Below are 20181 nucleotides of genomic sequence, written 5' to 3' on the forward strand. Positions count from 1 at the left end.
AGCTTAGTTTAGGTTCTGTAAATATTCGGCTGCAATTTTTTTATCGTCAAAGGGGTATTTCACGCCCTCAATTTCCTGATAGTCTTCGTGTCCTTTGCCTGCAATCAAGATGATGTCGCCTGCTTTTGCTTCGGCAACAGCCGTTGCGATTGCCTGCCTGCGGTCGGTGATGACTTGCACACGGTCGGCGGCATCGGCAGGTACGCCCCTTTCCATATCCGCCAGAATTGCCTCGGGCTTTTCAAAGCGCGGATTGTCGGAAGTGAGCACCACTCGGTCGCTGAATTGGCAGGCGATTGCCGCCATCACAGGGCGTTTGGCTGCATCGCGGTTGCCGCCGCAGCCTACCACGGTGATAATTGCTTCTTTGCCTTGCCCGCGCAGCGACTGAATGGTTTGCAAAACGTTTTTCAGTGCATCGGGCGTATGCGCGTAGTCAATAATTGCAGTGGTGCCGTTGGCAGCTACCACGCGGTCAAAGCGCCCTTGCGCACTGTCCAATTCGCTGAGTATAGTCAACACGGGTTCGGGTTTTTCGCCCAGCAGCACGGCAGCGCCATAGATGCCCAGCAGGTTGTAGGCGTTGAACTCACCGATGAGGCGGAACCAAACCTGCCTACCGTTGATTTCCATTTGCAACCCGCGAACGGTGTTTGCCAGCACCTTGCCTTTGAAGTCGGCGGGCGAATGCAGGGCAAAGGTATAAACGCGGGCGCGCGTATTTTGCACCATCACAGAGCCGCGTTTGTCGTCTTTATTAACCAAAGCAAACGATTCTTTATCCAAGCCGTCAAAAAACATTTTTTTGGCGCGGATATAAGCATCAAAGGTGCCGTGATAGTCTAAATGGTCGTGGGTAATGTTGGAAAAAATCGCCCCCGTGAAGGTTAGCCCTGCGGTGCGGTATTGCACCAGCGCGTGAGAACTCACCTCCATAAATGCATGTGTGCAGCCCTCTGCTACCATCTGTGCCAGCAAGGCGTTGAGCGACACGGCATCGGGTGTGGTATGTGTAGCGGGGATTTCCGTTTCGCCAATCAGGTTGCGAATAGTGGAAATCAGCCCGACTTTATAGCCTAATTTGGTGAAAAGCCGGTGTAAGAGCGTTACGGTTGTGGTTTTGCCGTTTGTGCCCGTAATGCCCGTGATTTTCAGCTTTTTAGAAGGAAAATCGTAGTAAGCCGCTGCCAATTTGCCAAGTGCTTCGGCACTGTTGGCTACTTGCACAAGGCAGCAATTGTCAGTTCCCGTTTCAGGGAGGGTTTCGCATACAACAGCCGCTGCACCGCGCTCCATTGCCGTTGGAATAAAGGCGTGCCCGTCGGATTGTGTGCCTTTTACCGCCACAAAAACATCGCCCGCTGCCACTTTTCGGGAATCAAAAACGATTTGCCCGATAGGAACGGCAGCGTTGCCCTGCACTTGCAGGGGCGTAACGGCGGTCAGTATGTCAGCTAATGTTTTAATAGTCGTCAAAAGTTTGTGTATATGTCAATCACCTGATTTTTTTGTAACCAAACCTGACAGGTTTTCAAAACCCGTCAGGTTTGTTCAGTAAGTTCAAAATATCCTCTTACAGCGCGTACTTGCCAATCAGGTACAGCACCAAGCCCAAGAACAGTGCACCGCCGCCGGCAGGATAACCTCCGCCAATGCCCAGCACGCCCAGAATAATACCCACCAAACCGACAATAATCAGGATGATGCCGATAGTAGTCAGCAGGCTGCCAAGGTCATCTACAGGACGCTTTACTTTGCGCATTTTTTCCACCAACTTATCCATTTGCTGTTGTGCTTTCTCAATCAGGCGGAACTTGCGCTTGTCGGACTTAGCCTCTGTCAGTGCTTGCGGCTGCATTAATTGTTCAATTTGTGCCTTTGCCGCATTGGCTTCCTCCATTTGTACATTCATTGCCTTGGGCGCTGTTGCGGCAAAAGCCTGCCCGAGCGATAAGCCCAACCATAAGAGTGTGAAAATGAGTTTCTTTTTCATTGTTAAATGGTTTTTGAGTGAAAAATTGACCAATATACCGCAAAAATTAGCCCAGCCGCAGGAGTATTCTTTCTCCTTTGGTAAATTTAGTTCCTGCCAATACAGACTGCTGTTTTACTTTGCCTTTGCCGGTGAAAAGCACCTTGAATCCTTTATTTTCCAATATATAAACAGCATCCCGCATGGTCATCCCTACAACATTGGGCACTACATTCGCTTCCATTTTATGCCCTAACATTTTCAATGTATCGCCCGCGGTGCGCACATACACCCACGGTTCTTTTGTTTGTACTGTTTTTTTGATACCGAATTTCTCTGTCAGCAAGTTGAGGTCGGCCTGATACGCTGACTTGGGAACAGGCGGCAATGCGTCTGCTATTTTTGCATTGGGAGTCAGCTCGCGGGTCAGGCGCTGCGAATATGCAAAGTCGGCAATATCCCGAAACACTGGAGCAGCAGCCGTTCCGCCATAGCCCCCGTCAGGATTATCTACAATGACTATGCAACTGTACATGGGGTTTTCGGCAGGGAAATAGCCTACAAAAGAGGTGTAGTGTTGTTCGGTATAAGAGCCGCCCACTACTTTTTCGGAAGTACCTGTTTTACCTGCCATTTTAAAATAGTCGCTGCGAATGCTTTTGGCCGTGCCGTTTTCTACTACGCCTATCATCAACTCGCGCATCTTGGCCACAGTGTTGGCAGATACAAGCCTGCTGCCTCTGACACCCGTTTCAAACTCTTTCACTACGTTGTTGCCGTTCAGCACGCGCTTGACGATGTACGGCTTTACCATATAGCCGTCGTTGGCAAGGGCATTGCAAAAAGTCAGCGTATGCAGCGGCGTTAATTTCAACTCATAACCAATAGACATCCATGGCAACGTAGCGCCGCTCCATGTAGGGTCGCTCGGACGTTTTACAAATGGCGCAGGCTCGCCCAGCATCTGAAAATCCAACTTTTGCGTAAGCCCAAACTTGTCTAAATACTCCACAAACTTTTCAGGATTCTTGCGGAAGTACTTAAAAACCAACTTAGACGTACCAATGTTGGAGGACAGTTCAAATACCTGCTTAACGGTCAGCCGTCCGTGGCCTCCTTTTTTGGTATCCGTCATAACGGCATCCCCGTAGAATCGGTACGTGCCATCACCTGTTTGAACAGTGTCATCAAGGTTGATATTGGCTTCTTCCAATAGGGCTGCCATCGTAGCAATTTTAAAGGTTGAACCCGGCTCGGCAAGGCCTGCAACCGCATAGTTATTGTCTTCTACGAACTCCCCTTTTTTGTCTTTGCTCAAATTGACGATAGCCTTAATAGCGCCCGTTTTAACTTCCATGACTATGACCGAACCAAAATCAGCATTTTTGGCAGCCAGTACTTTTTGCAATGCCTGCTCGGCATGTGCCTGCAAGTCCACATTGATGGTCGTCTGAATATCTAACCCGTCTTCGGGGCGGATGTAGGAGCCGTCGTTGATAGGTTTCCACTGTTCGGCACCCACTTTTTGGAAAATCGCCTGCCCATCGCGCCCGGCCAGCACATGCTGAAAACTGAACTCCAAACCGCGCCCGAAAATGTTTCTGCCGCTGTCTTGCTGTACAAAACCGATGGTACGGCGTGCCAGATTATCAAAAGGACGGAAACGGCGCTCTGTTTTTTCAAAGAAAACGCCGGCCTTTTTACCCATGCTAACCATTGGCCAAACACTGATTTCATCTTTCAGTAAGTGGTCAAAAGGTTCTTTGGTCAAAATTTTATAGCGTTTTTTGTCTGCACGTGCTGTTTTGAGCTCCAGCACCCATTGCTCTTTTGACTTTTCTCCGAATCGCTGTGCCAACAGTGCAGCCAATGTATCTACATACTGGTTGAAGACAGTATCCTTGGGGAAATAGGGGTCAATGGCAAGGCGGTAGTAGGGCAAATTGGTTGCCAGCAGGCTGCCGTCATCTGCCAGAATGTTGCCTCGGTTGGCTTTAATGGTCTGGAAGGATACGCCGTTTTCACTGGCCTTTTTCTCCCAAAGTTCGCCCTGCCAAACCTGAATCACCAGAATTTTAAACAGGACGAGGGCGGCAATGCCTACCATACCGTAAAAGGCAAGGCGTACACGCGACAAAATAGAATTGCGAATGCTTTTGCTCACTTTTTCCTGTTTTTAAATGGTACAAAAATTCATCAGGCCTTTGTCAGGTCTTAGTCGGTTTTGGAACGTATTTATTTGGTTAATCGGGTTGAAGTAGTACAGCAATAAGGGGTAAATTTATTGCTACTTATCAGCCGCCAGTTCATAGGCGGGCTTTTCGTTTTCGGTCAGTCCCAATTGATTGACCTTTGTTTTAATGATGCTTCGTTTGCTGCCCAAAATAAATTGTGCACGAAGCATGGTATATTCGGTACGTAACTCGGCCACCTCTTTGCGTAAGTGATTCAGTGTCCGTACACTTCGGTCGGCATAGTGCAGGTTGGCGATGTAAAGAAGCCCGCACAAGGCGATGAGTAAAAAATAGCCCATCCACCCGTTGAAAAGTTTCCCTAATTGCACCGTCTGCACTTGCGCAAACAGGCTACCCTGAGCGCCTTGCTGTTGCCTTTTTGGCCTGTTTACTGCTACTGCCATATGCTAATTTTTTTATTTGTTTATAAAAATGCCGTAAGCATCGTACGCAAACTATATCTTGACTGCGACACGCATTTTCGCACTACGGGCACGATTATTCATTTTTATTTCCTCTTCCGAAGGTTCTATTACCTGCCGGTTGAGTGCTTTGAATGGTTTAATATCATTGCCGTAAATATCTTTTTCTACTTCTCCTTCAAATTTTCCTTTGTTAATAAAATTTTTCACCAACCTGTCTTCCAGCGAATGGTAGGAAAGCACTACAAGCCTGCCACCCGGTTTGAGCAACTCTGCTGCCTGATGGAGCATGTCGCGCAGCGCCCCCATTTCATCGTTCACTTCAATGCGCAATGCCTGAAAAACCTGCGCGTAATACTTGTACTCCCTGAATCGGGGGGCAAATTTTTCCAAGACTGCCAGCAAGTCGGCAATGGTTTGAATAGGTTTGCGCGCCCTTGCCGAAACGATGCCTTCTGCCAGTGTTTTGGCGTTGGTTACTTCGCCATAGCGCCCCAACATTTTATGCAGTGCCGTTGCATCATAATTGGCAATTATATCGGCTGCCGAAACGGGTTGCTCTCTGTCCATTCGCATGTCTAGCGGCGCATCAAATCGGATGGAAAAGCCCCGTTCTGCTTCATCAAACTGATGCGAAGAAACACCCAAGTCGGCCAAAATGCCGTCTAATGCCGTTACGCCATAGACCTTTAAGTAGCGTTTGGCAAAGCGAAAATTGGATTTAATGAAGGTAAAACCTTCAAAGTTGATTTTCGCTGCCTGTTCTGCTGCGTCTTGGTCTTGGTCAAAAGCGAAAAGCCGCCCTTTGTCAAGTTTTTCAATGATCGCACGGCTGTGGCCGCCGCCGCCAAAAGTAAAGTCTGCATAAGTGCCGTTCGGGTCGGTAACCAATGCCTCTACGCTTGGTTGCAAAAGCACCGGAATATGGTATTCGCTCATAAATTGCCCTCCCTACCAAAAACACGCTCTGCCATTTGCGAAAACTGCTTGGAGTCCTGCACCAGCGCGGCCTCGTATGCATCGGGTTGCCAAATTTCTACGCGATTGCCCGCACCGACTACGATAGCGTCTTTCTCAATATTGGCATACTTCAGCATTGTACGCGGCACCAAAAAACGCCCTGCCGAATCCAACTCCACTTCGGTATTGCCCCGAAAGAAGTTCCGCTGAAACGTGCGGTATTCTTCCACAAATTCGTTGAGGGCAATGACCCGCTCGGAAAGTTCTTTCCAGTGAACCAATGAATACAAGATGATGCAAGGCTCGAAACCACGCGTCAGCACGATGGTTTCTGCCGATTCGGGAGGCAGTGCCGCCTTGATTTTGGCCGGCAAAACCAATCGCCCTTTGGCATCTAACTTACATTCATATTCGCCACTAAATGCAGGCATCTTTTTGCGCTTAAAGCATTACTTTAACTTTTTAAGACAAAGCTAAGAATTCATTTTTAAAAATCAACCACAATTTACCACTTTTTACCACTTTTTGCTCTTTTTATCCCACAATGCGCAATTTTAACGCCACTTTTACACTAAAAATGACCTTTTTATTGCCGATGTCTTAATTTTCTTAATTGCAGAAAACCCAAAAATTAAATATTAAAATACTGATTTACAGTTATTTAAAAACTTACTTTTAAACTTAAACTTTAACTTTTGTATTCGTGGCAATGTATTTTTAATTTGTGAGAGCATTTCCCAAAAAACACACCCTTACACAAGTTTTAGAATTGCTACTTGCAGTATAAAGCAGTTGATTTTACAGCTATGATTCGCCACTCAGGTTTTATGTACTTATTCAGGAAACGTAAGCGCTTTCGGATGATAGCAGGTCTGGTGGTCTTTTCGCTTGCTTTTCTTGTTGCAAAATGGGTACAATCTTACACCGACCGACTGCTGGGGCAGGCAATCGTAGCGCTGATTGCACAAGAAACACGGGGCAATTATGGCGTAAGCTATGAGGATTTGCAGTTTGAGGTATTAAAAAACAGGTTACAACTTAGCGGGCTGGCTATTTTCCCTCATAAGCAGGACACGAGCACCACCGCTAACCGTTACAGGCTTCGTGTCAAATCGGTTTCATTAGAAACAGAAAGCCTGTGGCAAATCTATTTCACCAAAGAGTTGAAAATTATAGGCTTAACGCTTATCAAACCTGAAATAAAAGTAGAGAACTTTGCCGACCGCGAACAAAAGGGATTTACTTTTTCCCGCCAAACAGGCAATCTGTACCTGCTCATCAGAAACTATTTGGACAAGTTTCAAATTCGCCACTTTGCCTTGTATCAGGCTTCGCTTGCTTTTGTGCACCATGGCGCAAACCGCACGTCCGACTACCAACTGCGGCACGTCAATTTCGTATTGCAAAATCTGGTTATTGACTCTGCCTCTGCACACAACAAAAAGAAAATTTTCTATGCCGATGGTTTTGACCTGAGCATTGACGGTCAGGAAATTATGCTGCCGGACAGCCTTCATGCGTTTACTTTTGACAAGTTGGAAATCAGTACGCAAAAGGCGGCTATTACCTTCCGCAACTTTCGTTTATTGCCCCGCAACGGTTTGCCCGATTCTGAAAATGCTTACCGAATGAGTGTGCCCGAATTAAGTTTTCAAGGGGTGGACTTCGCCATTGCTTACAATGACAATAAACTGATTATCAAAAATTTAAATATTCAACAGCCGGACATTGCCATTGCACGGGCGGCTCGCAAAAGCAAAAAGCCTGCGGGTAAGTCTTGGCAGGCAGACCGCACTTTTCTGAAAATCATGGCGGCAATTTTTGACAGTGTCGCCATAGAAAAATTCAGGCTTGCGAAGGGGGCATTTGTATTGAATGAAGGCAGGCAACCCAAATTACTGTTGCCGCAAGTAGATTTTGCGCTGGATTCGTTCGCTTTTGCCGTGCCTGATACCTCGGAAACTGCCGGTTTTCCTGCTTTGCGAAATGCGGAATTAACACTGCGCAACCAGCGCTTTTTTTTCGGGGACAGCCTCTACATGGTGCAGATGCGTTATTTTAAACTCACATCGCATCCGGCAGAGGTGCACGCTTCGGGCATCGCTTTCAACGAATGGCACGGCGGCAGATTTCACAAGCAGTTCAGTACAGACTCGCTGGCAGCCCGATTGTATCGTTGGGAGCAGTTTGCCACCGGAGAAGTACCTGATTTTCAGTATGTACATTTGATAAGACCCGCCGTTCGCCGACAGATGACCCTTGCTGGTCGACAAGAATTTAAACCAAGAAGCAACAAACTGCGCAAAATCAAAAACATCCTGATAGATGATTTCCGAATAACCGAAGGGGATGTATTGCTAACCGGCACAGGGCAGAGTCTGCACCTGAAAGGTTGTCGCTTGCATATGCGCAGGCTTTCTTTGTCCGACAATCCGTCTTTGTGGGCAGAACAACTGCCACAGGCAACCACCGACCTTTTCGTTCGTGAAACTATTTGGCAAAACGAACACCAAAATCTGCAATCGGCAGACATGCACATACGCACCCACAAAGGGCTGTTGCAGGCCGATGGCAAGGGCGTAGTCATTGCCCCGCGAACCGCGGAAGCTGCGCCGATAGCAGGTACTATTCGCCAATTTTTGCTGAAAAACCTGCTCATGAAAGACCTGATGAGCAAAGAGCCTCAGCCTGTATTTGATACGCTGCGACTGACAGGTGCCGATTTGCAATTGCTCATGGGGCGCGGACAATCGGCCAATCAGTCGTTGGCCCGCAACTTACGGGGAACAATTGTTACCGAGCAATCCTCATTGACTGTTAAAGGGCAAGCAGGAGATATGGCGGAATTGTGGGGCATGAACGGCACGTTGGTTTTTCAACCCGATTCGCTGCCGGTGATACGTCAGGAGGCAGCCGCGCTGCAAGGCACTTGGGCAGGCTACCGTTTTGCCGCTCATCTCCCGCTGATAGATACCGAAGACGGCAGTATTTTATTGCATCGGTTTACGCTTAATACCACCCGCAGCGATTCGGCTTTGGTTGCTTTGCAAAAGCTGGCCATACGCGGTTGGGATGCTGCCACATGGAATGATAAATATTTGAAAATTAACACCTTAGAGGTTCAACAACTCAACGGTTATTTCATAGGCAGGGCATTGCAGGCAGGCAAGTCTTTTTTTGACAGCCTCCGCATAGATACGCTGACGGTAACAAGCGATAGTTTCGGTTTGGATTTACCTGTCAATCGTTTGCAAGTACGGCAGTTATACGGCCAACTGGCAGGATTGCGCATGAGTCCTTCGGCTGTGGCCATTCATCAAATCAATGCTTTTCGGGCAGGGTTGGCGGCACTTCGGCTGCAACCTGTTGAACTTCGCTTTTCGGAAGCGCATCTGGCAGATACTGCCGCGCAACTGCTCACATTCACCGATTTGCAACTGATACACAAGGACTTTGACGGCACTTTTCAACAGGCATCACTGGCATTACCCGATAAAGAATGGCTGCCAAACAGCCTGCCCGCAATTGGCAACCTTGTGCTTGCCGACGGGGCAATCCGCCTGCATCCCGATTCGGTACGGCAATCACTACCACCCATCGCACATCCGCGCATTGGCAGCGTAGATATTCAGCGCACCCGCCTAAGCGGCGAGCAACTGAGTGCTGACATCCATCTGCTGCGCTTAGAACAACCTTTTACCGATAATCAGCAGCCGTTTTTTCGTGCGCATGTGGGCAATCTGCGATGGTTGTTGCCCAACGGACGCGATATGTTACAAGTCGGCACGTTGTTTTATGAGCCCGTTACACAACAGTTGCAGGCAGACTCCGTCAGTTTTCGCCCCGCTATGCCTGTGAAAGAGTTTTACCGACGCTATCCGTTTCAGCGGAGTTACAATATCTATCAGGCGCATCGGGCAATTGTCTATGCGCCGCAATGGCAAAAGTTGCTTGCCGGTGAAGGTTTTGCTGCCACATCTGCCGTGTTAAACGGCGTAAACAGCCATGTGTTTCTGGACAAAAACATGCAGCGTTTGAAAGAAGACCGCCTCTTTCCGTTGGAAAAATTCAAACAAATGGCGCTGCCTGTGCGGATAGATACAGTAAAGTTGCTCAACGGCAACCTGTATTACCAAGAGAAAACGCGCCGCCACGAAATCGCCTCGTTCAGTTTGCAAAACATCAGCGGATATCTCTACGGGCTGAACAACCGCCCTGCCCCCACCGACAGCGTCTATTTACGCCTGAATGCGGCTCCGGAAGGCCGAGGCGAAATGGATTTGGACATCTATTTTGCCGCAGGTAATGACCGAGGGATGCATCGCATTGAGGCAACCTTTGACACTATTCCTTTATCTGTATTCAACGGCATGGCAGAACCGCTGGCTGGCATTCGGATTAACCGCGGACAAATCAACAACGGCAGCATGATGGTAACGGCAGACCGCGACCAAGCCTCCGGCAAAATGTGGCTTTACTACAAAAACCTAAAATTCAGAGTGTTAAGCAGAAAAACCACCGGTCAGGACGAGATTATTACCAAAAATAGCCCGCTGCTGACCATACTTGCCAACACACTGATTCGCAATAAAAACCGACGGATTAAACTCTACAAAGGCAAAAGCGGCTACATAGCCCAAGCACGCGAGCCCGAAAAATCGCTGTTTTCTTATTGGGGGCGCATTGTGGTCAATGGGGCACTCAGCAGCATCGGCATCAGCCAGCGCACACAGGCCAAATGGCGGCAACAAATGCGCGAACGTGCCGAAAGACAAGACTAAGCAACCGCAACCTGTCAGTTTTTCGGTGAAATATGCGTTATTTGCATCAGTAATTAATTCAGTAGCAATCTAAACTATTCCTGCAAACACTGTGGTGCGACCAAAGGTATTGATGCTCGGCTGGGAATTTGCGCCGGCTATTTCAGGAGGGCTGGGGCTGGCTACCTATCAGTTGGCAAAAGCTATCAGCAAATATGCAGACCTGACTGTGATAGTGCCTTATCTGCCCGAACAGGCAGCAATGCCCGATGGCTTTGAAACACTTGCCATTAATCGCATGGCAACAGATGAAACCATTGCAACAAACTTGCCCGGCAAGGCGACCGCCTATGGTGCTTTTGCAGAAGTTATGCTCATCACCACCGAACTCAGCCCCTACCCCGTGCCCGTGAGGCGTACGGTGATGGTAGAAACCGATGACTCCCCCGAACTGCTCGCGCCCCAAGAAACGCCTCAACTTGCCGAAAATGAGGCGGCAAACGATAAAATGAGCGCTCGGCAAATCCGTACCCTGTTTGCTTCGGGCGAAGCCTACGGCGACAATACGATGGAAAAAGTCCTTACCTTCACACAAACCGTGTTGCAATTAGTGGAAGGCAGAACTTTTGACGTCATCCATACACACGACTGGCTGACCATGCAAGCCGGCGTAGCATTGAAACACAAGTTGGGTATCCCGCTGGTTGCCCATATCCATTCGCTGGAAACCGACCGCTACGGCCCGGCAGCCTGCCACACGGAAAATGCCATTTACAAGATTGAATACATCGGTATGACAGAGGCCGATTTGGTCATTCCTGTCAGCCATTATACCAAAAACCGCATCGCTGAGTACTACCCGAATATAGACGGCAGCAAGGTGCATGTGGTTTACAATGCGATTAATCCCGATGAGGGCTTATTAGGGCATGCCATTGCTCCCCCCGAAATAGCGCCCGAAGCTCCCAAGCGCAAAATGGTGCTGTTCGTAGGCAGAGTAACTTATCAGAAAGGGCCTGATTTCCTGCTGGAAACTGCCGAAAAAATCATCGCACAAGACCCCGAAGTAATTTTTGTAGTAGTAGGCACGGGCGATTTGTCAAATTGGCTGGCCTCGGAAGTGGTCAATCGGGGTATCGGTGCCAATTTCATTTTGGCGGGCTTTCTAAGCCCCGACCGAGTGGCGGCGCTGATGCGCACGGCAAGCGTTTACTTTATGCCTTCTGCCTCCGAACCTTTCGGGCTTTCTGCGCTAGAAGCAGGTCTGGCCGGAGTACCTACGGTTATTTCCGCACAGTCGGGGGTTGCCGAGGTGCTGGACTTTGTGCTCAAAGCCGACTACTGGGATACCGACCGTTTCGCACATTACATCCTTGCCTTGCTGAACAATCCGGCACTGGCACAGGTACTTTCCGAGGAAAACCGCCGCACCATCGGTAAAATGAGTTGGGACGATGCGGCGATGCAAGTAATGGCACTGTATCGCTATTTACTCAAAAAAAAGGCTGATTAATTTTTTCCGAAAATGTACATACTGCGCTTCAATCCGCTATCGGTTTGGTAGTGAATGGTTTGCAGGTGGTTAAAACCTGCATTTTTGCCATAGGTAAGCAGCTCCTCCTCTGAAGGCAGATAAGCATCTATTCTCCCCCATTCGGTATCAACCACAATTTTGCGCTCATCTACGGGTTTGCCTACGTAGCGTATCTCGCGCGGAATTTCAATTACCAATATGCCGCCCGGGTTCAGGTGATGAAAAAGTTGGTTGATAACTGCCTGCTGTTCCTGAGGCGTAAACTCCAAAATACCCGACCACATCCACAACAACGCATCGGGACTTTGCGAGTATTGCCTGCGCTTAATGTCGGCTTCAAATATTTCGGCCTCGTCGCCACAATCTTCCCGCAGCACGCGGCACAACTCGGGGCAACGTTCTTGTGCAACAATCCGCCCCTGAAAACCATTGGCTTTCAGGGCTTTCACTATTCTTCCGTAGCCTGCACCAATTTCAATCAGCAGGTCGGCATTTTGTATATACGGCATCAACAGCGGTATTTCAGGCCCCTGTGAAAGGCCTTGCAAAGCGGCCATTTCACGTAACTTGTTTGCGCCTATCCGCCGATAAAAATCTATATTTGCATCATTCATAGGGTTGCTAATTTAACTGTTTCTGTTGATTTGGCAGCATGGCTGCAACAAATTGCCATATCTGCCGGCAAATACCTCATTCATTTAGAAGATTAATTTTATTCACATCCCAATTGCAATGAAACATTTATTTTCCGCACTGTTTGCCTGTCTGCTACTGAACGCTGTCGCCTTCGCACAGAATGTTACTTTGTTAAAGTCAGGCCCTATGGTGGGCTACTCGGCCATGAACGAAACGGCCTTGTGGGTACAAACTACCGCACCTGCTACCGTTTATTTTGAGTATTGGGACAAAGCTGCCCCTCAGAAACGCTACCGCACCGAAAGCTACACCACCAAAAAATCGGAAGCCTACACGGCCAAACTCATTGCCGATGAGTTGCAACCGGGCAAAAAATACGCCTACGAACTGTTCATCAACGGCAAAAAAGTGCCACGCGACTATCCGCTGGAGTTTCAGAGTCAGGTTTTGTGGCAATATCGCACCGACCCTCCCGCTTTCAAGTTTGCGCTGGGCAGTTGCAACCATATCAATGACTCCATCAACGACCGCCCGGGCAGAGGCTATGGCAATAATTACGGCATATTTACCAAAATTTATGAGCAAAAGCCCGATTTTATGATGTGGGGCGGCGATAACGTGTACTTGCGCGAACCCGATTTTGATTCAAGAACAGGCATATTGTACCGCAATACGCACACGCGCTCCAACAAAGAAATGCAACCGCTGTTAGGTTCGGTACACCACTATGCCATCTGGGACGACCACGAATTTGGCCCGAACGATTCCGATGGAAGTTATGTGTTGAAACAATACACCGAAGAGGCTTTCAAACTGTTTTGGGCAAACCCTAACTACGGCCCCGGCACAGGCGGCAAAGGTATCAGCGGCTCCTTCCGTTGGTCTGATGCAGAGTTTTTCCTTTTAGACAACCGCTATTTCCGCACCGCAAACGACAACCACATTATGCCGCGCCAAATGCTGGGCGATGAACAAATCAACTGGCTGATTAATGCGCTGATTGCCAGCAACGCTACTTTTAAATTTGTAGTTATCGGTTGTCAGGTGCTGAATCCGGCACAAGTGTTTGAAAATTACGCCACCTATCCCGAAGAGCGCGCCCGCTTGCTGCAAGCCATTCGCGATGCCCGCATCAATGGCGTATTCTTCATCAGCGGCGACCGCCACCACACCGAGCTGACCATGCTCAAAGAAAACGACCGCATGTCGGCACTCTACGACCTGACCGTTTCGCCGCTGACTGCCGGCCCTTCAACCAACGTGGCCGACATTAACCCGCTGCGCGTACCGGGTACGATGGTGAATGACCGCAATTTTGCCACCATAGAAATTACAGGGCCACGCACCGACCGCAAAATGACTATCCGAGTGTTTGACCACAGCGGCAAAGAGCAGTGGACAAAAGACATTACAGCGAAAGAAATCAGCTATACCCGATGATTAAATCCATGACCGGCTACGGTGCCATACAAACCGACAACGACCAACACAGCCTGACAGTAGAAGTAAAATCGCTGAATTCCAAAAGTTTAGACCTTTTTACAAAAATCGGCCACATTTTTTCCGATAAAGAAATTGAGGTTCGCAACTACATCGCTCAACAGTTGGAGCGCGGAAAAATCAGCGTGGTGGTTAATTACACACGCAAAACCGAGGCTGAAGGGCGTGTCAAAATCAACCGTTTGCTGGTAGCACAATACTACCGCGACCTGAAAGAAACGGCCGAGCTGCTGGGAGCAGACAGCCCCGATTTACTGCGGTTGGCGCTCGCCATGCCCGATGCCTACGAACAGGCTAACCCCACACCTGCTTCCGAAAGCGAATGGCAAGCGGTTTGGGAAGGCATCAGCCAAGCAACCGCCCTGTGCGATGCCTTTCGCGCAAAGGAAGGGAAGGCACTGGAAGAAATGCTGAAAGGCAGTATAGCGACCATTCGCAGCCAGTTGGCAACCATTGATGCGGAAGACCCTAAGCGCATGGCACACATCCGCGAAAAAATCAGGCAACAGGTCAGCGAATTGATTGAAAAAAATGCGTTTGATGAAAACCGCTTTGAGCAGGAATTACTTTTTTATGCTGAAAAATTGGACATCGCCGAGGAGAGAGTGCGCCTGAAAAGCCATCTGGATTATTTCTTGGAGGTGATGGATGAGCCCGTTTCCAACGGCAAAAAACTCAATTTTATTGCACAAGAAATGGGGCGGGAAATCAACACCATCGGTTCTAAGGCAAATGACGCGGCTTTACAACGGTTAGTGGTTGTGATGAAAGAAGAACTCGAGAAAATCAAAGAGCAACTCAACAATGTGCTTTAAGCCGTTTGCTGCTTTTGCGGTAGTTGTTTTACTGCCCATCACGATGATACAGGCACAGCCCAACCTGCCTTTGGTGCGCAGTTGGGCTGAAAAGCCCGTATTTTTTGCCACTGCCAACGCCGAACACTACCAAAAGAGCGGCAGTTTTTTGTATGCACAGGTGCAACAGGCACTCAACCAACAGGGGTTTTCAGCGGTGTTGGGTTATGAACAACGCCTGACACGCCACTGGTTTGCCGGCATCAGTGTCATTCCTTCGCTGCTGGGCAACGACTTGAACCGATTTTCATACAGCCTGAACGGCAGCCACACGGGGCGAATCGGTAAATGGCAGTTGCTGAAACAGGCCTCTTACACTTTGCAAAGCGACCTTGTCCGCCTGATAGGTGCTCCTTCCCGAAGGGATTACTACCATGCTTTCGGACTGACGGCAGGTATTGCACGCAATTTTTCAATAGGTACGCAATCCATCCTTCGCCCTGTTGTCAGCTATCAGGCCAACATTTTCCCGCGCAGCGATATCTATCCGCGCACCATTGACCAAACGCGAGCACAAGCCGAATTGGCGTGGTTTCCCAAAGAAAATTACAGCATAGGGGTATTTTTTGCGCAAAGCACGGGGTATTTCATTGCGCTCGGGCGCTTTGATGCCAACGGCAACGTGATAGAACCCGAACGGCGGCTCAACCTGAATACAGCCCTTATCGGTTTGCGGCTGCACCTGCTGCTCAACCTGCAACCGATAGAAAACCGAGAACAGATGCGTATGCTACTCTATTGATGAATCTTCGTCCGAAACTTGAAAGAAGTTGGGCGTGCTGCTTTCGGGGGTTTGGCGCATCCAGCCCGAAGCACGATTAACCGCCGCCTGCCCGTGCTTCTCTTTGATGCGGTCAAGCGCCGCATACAGTTTGCTGTTCTTGATATTGTCCTCAAACAAATTGGTTTGCAGGTTGCCCTCCATCAAGTTGCTGAATCGCAAGCCAATCAGCCGAACGGGTTTGCCGTTGTACAACTGCCGGAACAGTTCTGTGGCAACTGTCATCAGGCGAAAATCATCGGTTGTGTAAGGAATAGTTACCTGCTTGGTGTGCGTGTCAAAGCCCGGGTAACGGATTTTGACCGCTACACAGCCCGTCATCAGTTTTGCCCGCCGCAGTTTGAAGGCCAGTTTTTCTGCCATGCCCTTTAACATCGTATCTATCAGCCGCAGGTCGGTGTGGTCTTCCTCAAAAGTGTGCTCTTTGGAAATGGATTTGCGCTCGTCGTAGGCGGCCACTTGGCTGTGGCAAATGCCGTTGGCACGCTCCCAAACAGATTGCCCGTGTTTACCCAAAAGTTGCTGCAAGTGTTCGGGGGCTGCCTGCTGGATGTCGCGCAGGTAGTGATACCCCATCTTGCGCAGTTGCTCGCCTGTTTTTCCACCCAAAAAAGGCAGTTTGTCTATCGGCAGCGGAGCAAGGAAACTCTTTTCCTCGCCCATAGGAATAAATTTTTCGCCGTTAGGTTTTGCCTGTCCCGTAGCAACTTTTGCCACCGTTTTGCTGCTTGCCATGCCGCAGGAAATTGGCAGCCCTGTTTCGCGGATGATGCGCTGCCGCAGCCGTTGCGTCCATTCCACGGGGTGGAAAAATCGCTCCATGCCGCTCAAATCGAGGTAAAACTCGTCAATGGAAGCCTGTTCAAAAACGGGTGCTTCGGCAGCAATGATATCTCGCACCATGCGCGAGTAATGGCCGTAATCGCTCATACTGCCGCGGACAAAGATACCTTGCGGACAAAGGCGGTAGGCCTGCACCCCGGGCATTGCCGAGTGTACGCCGTATTGCCGCGCTTCGTAGCTGCACGAAGAAACCACACCACGCCCCTCCTTGCTGCCGATGATAACAGGTTTTCCCACAAGTGCAGGATTTTTCAGCCGCTCAACCGACACGAAAAAGGAGTCTAAATCAAAGTGGACAATACAGCGGGAAGTATGGCGCGTGTCTGTCATTTTTTCCAGATGAGTGCATAGTATTCCTCACCAAACAGTCGGAAGTACCACCGCGGACTGATGCGGTCGTGAAAAGGAAAAACATCATCAAAGATGTGCTTCTGGGTGCGGTGCGCCTGAATCGCCCGTAATTTCTCCTCGCCCTGTTGGCTGATATGGATGCCAAAATCGGGGGGCGGAAGTCCTTTGGCCGGGTCTTGCGGATAATTTCGTTTGAAAGTTTGCGAAATAGTCATTGCAAGTTCAATCATGCCATCGGTCAGCGCAGGGCAGTACAGTTGCTGCACGGGAAAGTTTGCGGAGTCGGCTCGTTGGCGGCACAACTCCAACACCCATCGGCCTGTATGCAGGTGGTCGGGGTGGCCATACAGCCCCACTTTGTCATCAAAAGAAATGATGACCTCCGGCCGATAGCGTTCAATCGCAGCCAGCAGGGCGGCTTTTACCGTATCGGGCGAAGTGTTTTTCAAACCGCTATCGGGGAATCCCAGCATTTCGAGCTGCCGAAAGCCAAGGATTTCCCCTGCCTGTTGCAGTTCCTTGGTGCGGGTTTCTGCCAATTTTTCTTTGGGAACAAGTCCCCCCGTTTTGCCTGCCTCACCGGCAGTGAGGTAAATGCCTACTATCTGCAAATTGCGTTGTTGCTTCATTTGGGCAAGCGTTCCGGCAATGGCTATTTCATCATCGGGATGCGCAAATACAATCATAACCGTGCGTGCCGCATCAGGTAAGGGAAATGCCTGATAAATGGGTACGGGCTGCCGATGCTTTTGCAACTGATAGCGAAAATACAGCACAAAAAAACTCAGCAATGCCGCCACCGACAGCAGGAGTATGACAATGACTTTCAGGAACATCCGCATATGGCTGTAAAAAGAAAACTCTGCCAAAGTTCGGAACTTTGACAGAGTTTATATAGCAGGCTACATGCTTTTTATGCCTTAGTTGCGGTATAAAACCGATTTGATGGCTTGCATGGTGCGCTTCACGTTGGGTAATACGGCTTCTATCAACGTTGGAGCATAGCTCAAAGGCACATCCATAGAGTTTACGCGCAGCACGGGAGCATCCAAATAGTCAAACGCCATGCGCTGCACCTGAAAACCTACGTCGGTAGAAATAGATGCCAGCGGCCACGCTTCTTCCACAATCACCAATCGGTTGGTTTTCTTTACGGAGTTCACCACAGTAGCATAATCAATCGGGCGAACGGTGCGCAGGTCAATCACTTCTGCACTGATGCCTTCTTTGGCCGCTTCGTCGGCAGCGTTCAAGGCTACTTTCATCATTTTACCGAATGAAACGAGCGTAACATCGCTGCCTTCACGCACTACTTTGGCTTGCCCTATCGGTATAAGATACTCACTTTCAGGCACTTCGCCTTTATCGCCGTACATGAGTTCCGACTCCATGAATATCACGGGGTCGTCATCGCGAATGGCCGATTTCAGCAAACCTTTGGCATCGTAAGGGTTAGACGGAACAACTACTTTCAGCCCCGGTGTGTTGGCATACCAGTTTTCAAAGTTTTGGGAGTGCTGTGCACCCAATTGCCCTGCATTGCCCGTAGGGCCTCTGAAAACGATGGGGCAGCCGTATTGACCGGCCGACATAGGCAAAATTTTAGCCGCCGAGTTCACTACTTGGTCAATCGCTACCAGCGAAAAGTTGAAAGTCATAAACTCTACGATGGGTCGTAGACCGTTGATGGCCGCACCTACGCCAATGCCTGCAAATCCGAGCTCGGCAATAGGGGTATCTATCACTCGTTCAGGTCCGAACTCATCGAGCATGCCTTGACTTACTTTATATGCGCCATTGTATTCGGCCACTTCTTCACCCATGAGAAATACGCGCGGGTCGCGGCGCATCTCTTCCGACATAGCTTCCCTGAGCGCTTCTCTGAACTGAATTACTCTCATTCGTGTTTATGGTTTGTGATTGAACAGCTAAATTCTTATACTCACGGTTAAAAAACAAGCGACACGCCTTGATAGTTAATCTTTTGCCTGTGTTGCCGTTGAATTTAACCGCAATTTAACAGGTATTTTGATTCGGTGTTTCTCGGATTTACACTAATATTGAGCAAGTATGAAAAGCCTGAGATTTTTCTGGGAGCAGCAGTTGTTCGGCGTTTGTTCTTACATAGGTGAGCGATTCGGTATTTCCATCAGCCGCATCCGCCTGTATTTCATCTACTTATCTTTTCTAACCTTTGGCTCGCCCATATTTGTTTATCTGGTCATGGCATTTTGGTTGAATGTACGTCGGTATGTGCGCCAATATGTCAATCCGCTGAGGGGCGTTTAGCCTGCCCGCAAATCGCTGAACCGCCGAATACCTTTGACAAAATAAGCCCACACAATGCTGCCCTTCCATCGTTCGGGATGTTGGAAGGCGACGGCAGTGCGTTGTGCATGTGCCCGTTTTGCTTTCAACCGACCGATGTTGGCATACAGATAAAAATGGGAGCGCAGCACCGCCCACAAATGTTTCCACTCTCCTTGCAGGAAGAATCGGACACCTGCAATGCCATCCAAACACATCCGCACAAACAGATTCACCCACAGATGTTTAGGATTCTCATTCTTAATCAGCGCTACTAAACTGTTGCGAAAGTTCAGGTACGTTTTACGGGGATTTTGGTAAGCGAGCGTGCCGCCGCCCAAATGGTAAACCGTACTTTCGGAGCAATAGAGCACACTGTATCCTGCATTTTTGGCGCGCCAGCACAGGTCTATCTCTTCCATGTGGGCAAATAAGTCGCCGTCAAATCCGCCGAGACTGTGGAAAAGGTCGGCGCGAACAAGCATACATGCGCCGCTTGCCCAGAAAACGGACTTTGTACCGTTGTATTGCCCCTCATCTTTTTCAGTAGTATGAAACAGCCTTCCCCGACAAAACGGATAGCCGAGTACATCTATCATGCCACCCGCCGCACCGGCGTATTCAAAGTACTGCGGTTCGCGTTTGGAGAGGATTTTAGGCTGGCAAGCAAAAACCTGCGGGTTGCTGCCAATGGTGGCAAACAGCGGCTCGAGCCAGTGTGGGGTTACTTCCACATCGGAGTTCAGCAAGAGGTAATAGTCTGCCTTTACTTGCCGCAAAGCCAAGTTATAACCTTGCGCAAAGCCGCTGTTATGCTGCAAATCAATAATTTCCACAGAGGGAAAACTGCTGCGGAGCAATTGCAGCGAACAGTCGGTAGAGCCGTTATCTGCTACAATAATCCGTACCTGCGGCGGGGTGTTTTGCAATACAGAAGGCAAATATTCGGGCAAAAGGGCAGCGCCATTGTAATTGAGAATGACAATGGCGACCGAAGGCATTGTTGGTTGTTCCATGTCCGACAGTT

17 protein-coding genes are annotated in these 20181 nt (G+C 49.2%); 6 read left to right on the plus strand and 11 right to left on the minus strand.

Annotation, left to right across the window (positions count from 1 at the left end; translation table 11 throughout):
• Window positions 1-3 precede the first annotated feature (3 nt).
• From NDK19_RS08355 to mraZ, 6 genes are all read right to left on the minus strand, one after another.
• The gene (locus tag NDK19_RS08355) at window positions 4-1467 is read right to left on the minus strand and encodes a UDP-N-acetylmuramoyl-L-alanyl-D-glutamate--2,6-diaminopimelate ligase (RefSeq protein WP_394801679.1); all 1464 of its coding nucleotides are present in this window, start codon (window positions 1465-1467) and stop codon (window positions 4-6) included.
• A gap of 106 nt (window positions 1468-1573) precedes the next feature.
• Window positions 1574-1993 carry a hypothetical protein gene (locus NDK19_RS08360; protein ID WP_250631417.1) on the minus strand — a complete coding sequence of 140 codons (420 nt, stop codon included), beginning with the start codon at window positions 1991-1993 and terminating at the stop codon, window positions 1574-1576.
• A 46-nt stretch (window positions 1994-2039) separates the two neighbouring features.
• A complete protein-coding gene (locus tag NDK19_RS08365; protein WP_250631418.1) occupies window positions 2040-4136 on the minus strand; it encodes a penicillin-binding protein in 2097 nt (698 codons plus the stop codon).
• A 123-nt stretch (window positions 4137-4259) separates the two neighbouring features.
• Window positions 4260-4610: an FtsL-like putative cell division protein gene (locus tag NDK19_RS08370; protein ID WP_250631419.1), complete on the minus strand. Its 351-nt coding sequence runs from the start codon at window positions 4608-4610 to the stop codon at window positions 4260-4262.
• Window positions 4611-4661: 51 nt separating this feature from the next.
• Complete coding sequence (rsmH, locus tag NDK19_RS08375) at window positions 4662-5567, minus strand: 16S rRNA (cytosine(1402)-N(4))-methyltransferase RsmH (RefSeq protein ID WP_250631420.1); 906 nt, start codon at window positions 5565-5567, stop codon at window positions 4662-4664.
• Window positions 5564-6019 carry a division/cell wall cluster transcriptional repressor MraZ gene (gene mraZ / locus NDK19_RS08380; RefSeq protein ID WP_250631421.1) on the minus strand — a complete coding sequence of 152 codons (456 nt, stop codon included), beginning with the start codon at window positions 6017-6019 and terminating at the stop codon, window positions 5564-5566. The genes rsmH and mraZ overlap by 4 nt, the downstream gene beginning before the upstream one ends.
• A gap of 375 nt (window positions 6020-6394) precedes the next feature.
• Here mraZ and NDK19_RS08385 point away from each other — a divergent pair, with 375 nt between their 5' ends.
• Together NDK19_RS08385 and NDK19_RS08390 are read left to right on the plus strand one after the other, a co-directional pair.
• Window positions 6395-10369 (plus strand): DUF748 domain-containing protein, encoded by a 3975-nt coding sequence (locus tag NDK19_RS08385; protein WP_250631422.1) that lies wholly within the window; start codon window positions 6395-6397, stop codon window positions 10367-10369.
• 91 nt (window positions 10370-10460) lie between these two features.
• Window positions 10461-11861, plus strand: a complete 1401-nt coding sequence (locus NDK19_RS08390) for a glycosyltransferase (protein ID WP_250631423.1) — start codon at window positions 10461-10463, stop codon at window positions 11859-11861.
• Here the strand turns inward: NDK19_RS08390 and NDK19_RS08395 are convergent.
• Window positions 11858-12496 (minus strand): class I SAM-dependent methyltransferase, encoded by a 639-nt coding sequence (locus NDK19_RS08395; protein WP_250631424.1) that lies wholly within the window; start codon window positions 12494-12496, stop codon window positions 11858-11860. The genes NDK19_RS08390 and NDK19_RS08395 overlap by 4 nt on opposite strands.
• Before the next feature lie 118 nt (window positions 12497-12614).
• Between NDK19_RS08395 and NDK19_RS08400 the strand changes: the two genes are divergently transcribed.
• From NDK19_RS08400 to NDK19_RS08410, 3 genes are read left to right on the plus strand one after another with little or no spacing between them, the layout of a single operon-like run.
• Window positions 12615-13958 carry an alkaline phosphatase D family protein gene (locus NDK19_RS08400; RefSeq protein WP_250631425.1) on the plus strand — a complete coding sequence of 448 codons (1344 nt, stop codon included), beginning with the start codon at window positions 12615-12617 and terminating at the stop codon, window positions 13956-13958.
• The gene (locus tag NDK19_RS08405) at window positions 13955-14833 is read left to right on the plus strand and encodes a YicC/YloC family endoribonuclease (RefSeq protein WP_250631426.1); all 879 of its coding nucleotides are present in this window, start codon (window positions 13955-13957) and stop codon (window positions 14831-14833) included. Before NDK19_RS08400 ends, NDK19_RS08405 begins: the two co-directional genes overlap by 4 nt.
• A complete protein-coding gene (locus tag NDK19_RS08410) occupies window positions 14823-15614 on the plus strand; it encodes a hypothetical protein (protein WP_250631427.1) in 792 nt (263 codons plus the stop codon). The genes NDK19_RS08405 and NDK19_RS08410 overlap by 11 nt, the downstream gene beginning before the upstream one ends.
• Here the strand turns inward: NDK19_RS08410 and dinB are convergent.
• From dinB to NDK19_RS08425, 3 genes are read right to left on the minus strand one after another with little or no spacing between them, the layout of a single operon-like run.
• Window positions 15603-16826 (minus strand): DNA polymerase IV, encoded by a 1224-nt coding sequence (gene dinB / locus NDK19_RS08415; RefSeq protein ID WP_250631428.1) that lies wholly within the window; start codon window positions 16824-16826, stop codon window positions 15603-15605. The genes NDK19_RS08410 and dinB overlap by 12 nt on opposite strands.
• Window positions 16823-17716, minus strand: coding sequence for a PIG-L deacetylase family protein (locus NDK19_RS08420; protein ID WP_250631429.1), 894 nt, complete (start codon window positions 17714-17716; stop codon window positions 16823-16825). The genes dinB and NDK19_RS08420 overlap by 4 nt, the downstream gene beginning before the upstream one ends.
• Window positions 17717-17767: 51 nt before the next feature.
• Window positions 17768-18748 (minus strand): pyruvate dehydrogenase complex E1 component subunit beta, encoded by a 981-nt coding sequence (locus NDK19_RS08425; RefSeq protein WP_250631430.1) that lies wholly within the window; start codon window positions 18746-18748, stop codon window positions 17768-17770.
• A gap of 169 nt (window positions 18749-18917) precedes the next feature.
• Here NDK19_RS08425 and NDK19_RS08430 point away from each other — a divergent pair, with 169 nt between their 5' ends.
• Window positions 18918-19136: a PspC domain-containing protein gene (locus NDK19_RS08430; protein WP_250631431.1), complete on the plus strand. Its 219-nt coding sequence runs from the start codon at window positions 18918-18920 to the stop codon at window positions 19134-19136.
• Here the strand turns inward: NDK19_RS08430 and NDK19_RS08435 are convergent.
• The gene (locus NDK19_RS08435) at window positions 19133-20170 is read right to left on the minus strand and encodes a glycosyltransferase family 2 protein (RefSeq protein WP_250631432.1); all 1038 of its coding nucleotides are present in this window, start codon (window positions 20168-20170) and stop codon (window positions 19133-19135) included. The genes NDK19_RS08430 and NDK19_RS08435 overlap by 4 nt on opposite strands.
• Window positions 20171-20181: the final 11 nt, after the last annotated feature.

The sequence above is a fragment of the Rhodoflexus caldus genome (genome assembly GCF_021206925.1).
Taxonomy (GTDB): Bacteria; Bacteroidota; Bacteroidia; order Cytophagales; family Thermoflexibacteraceae; genus Rhodoflexus; species Rhodoflexus caldus.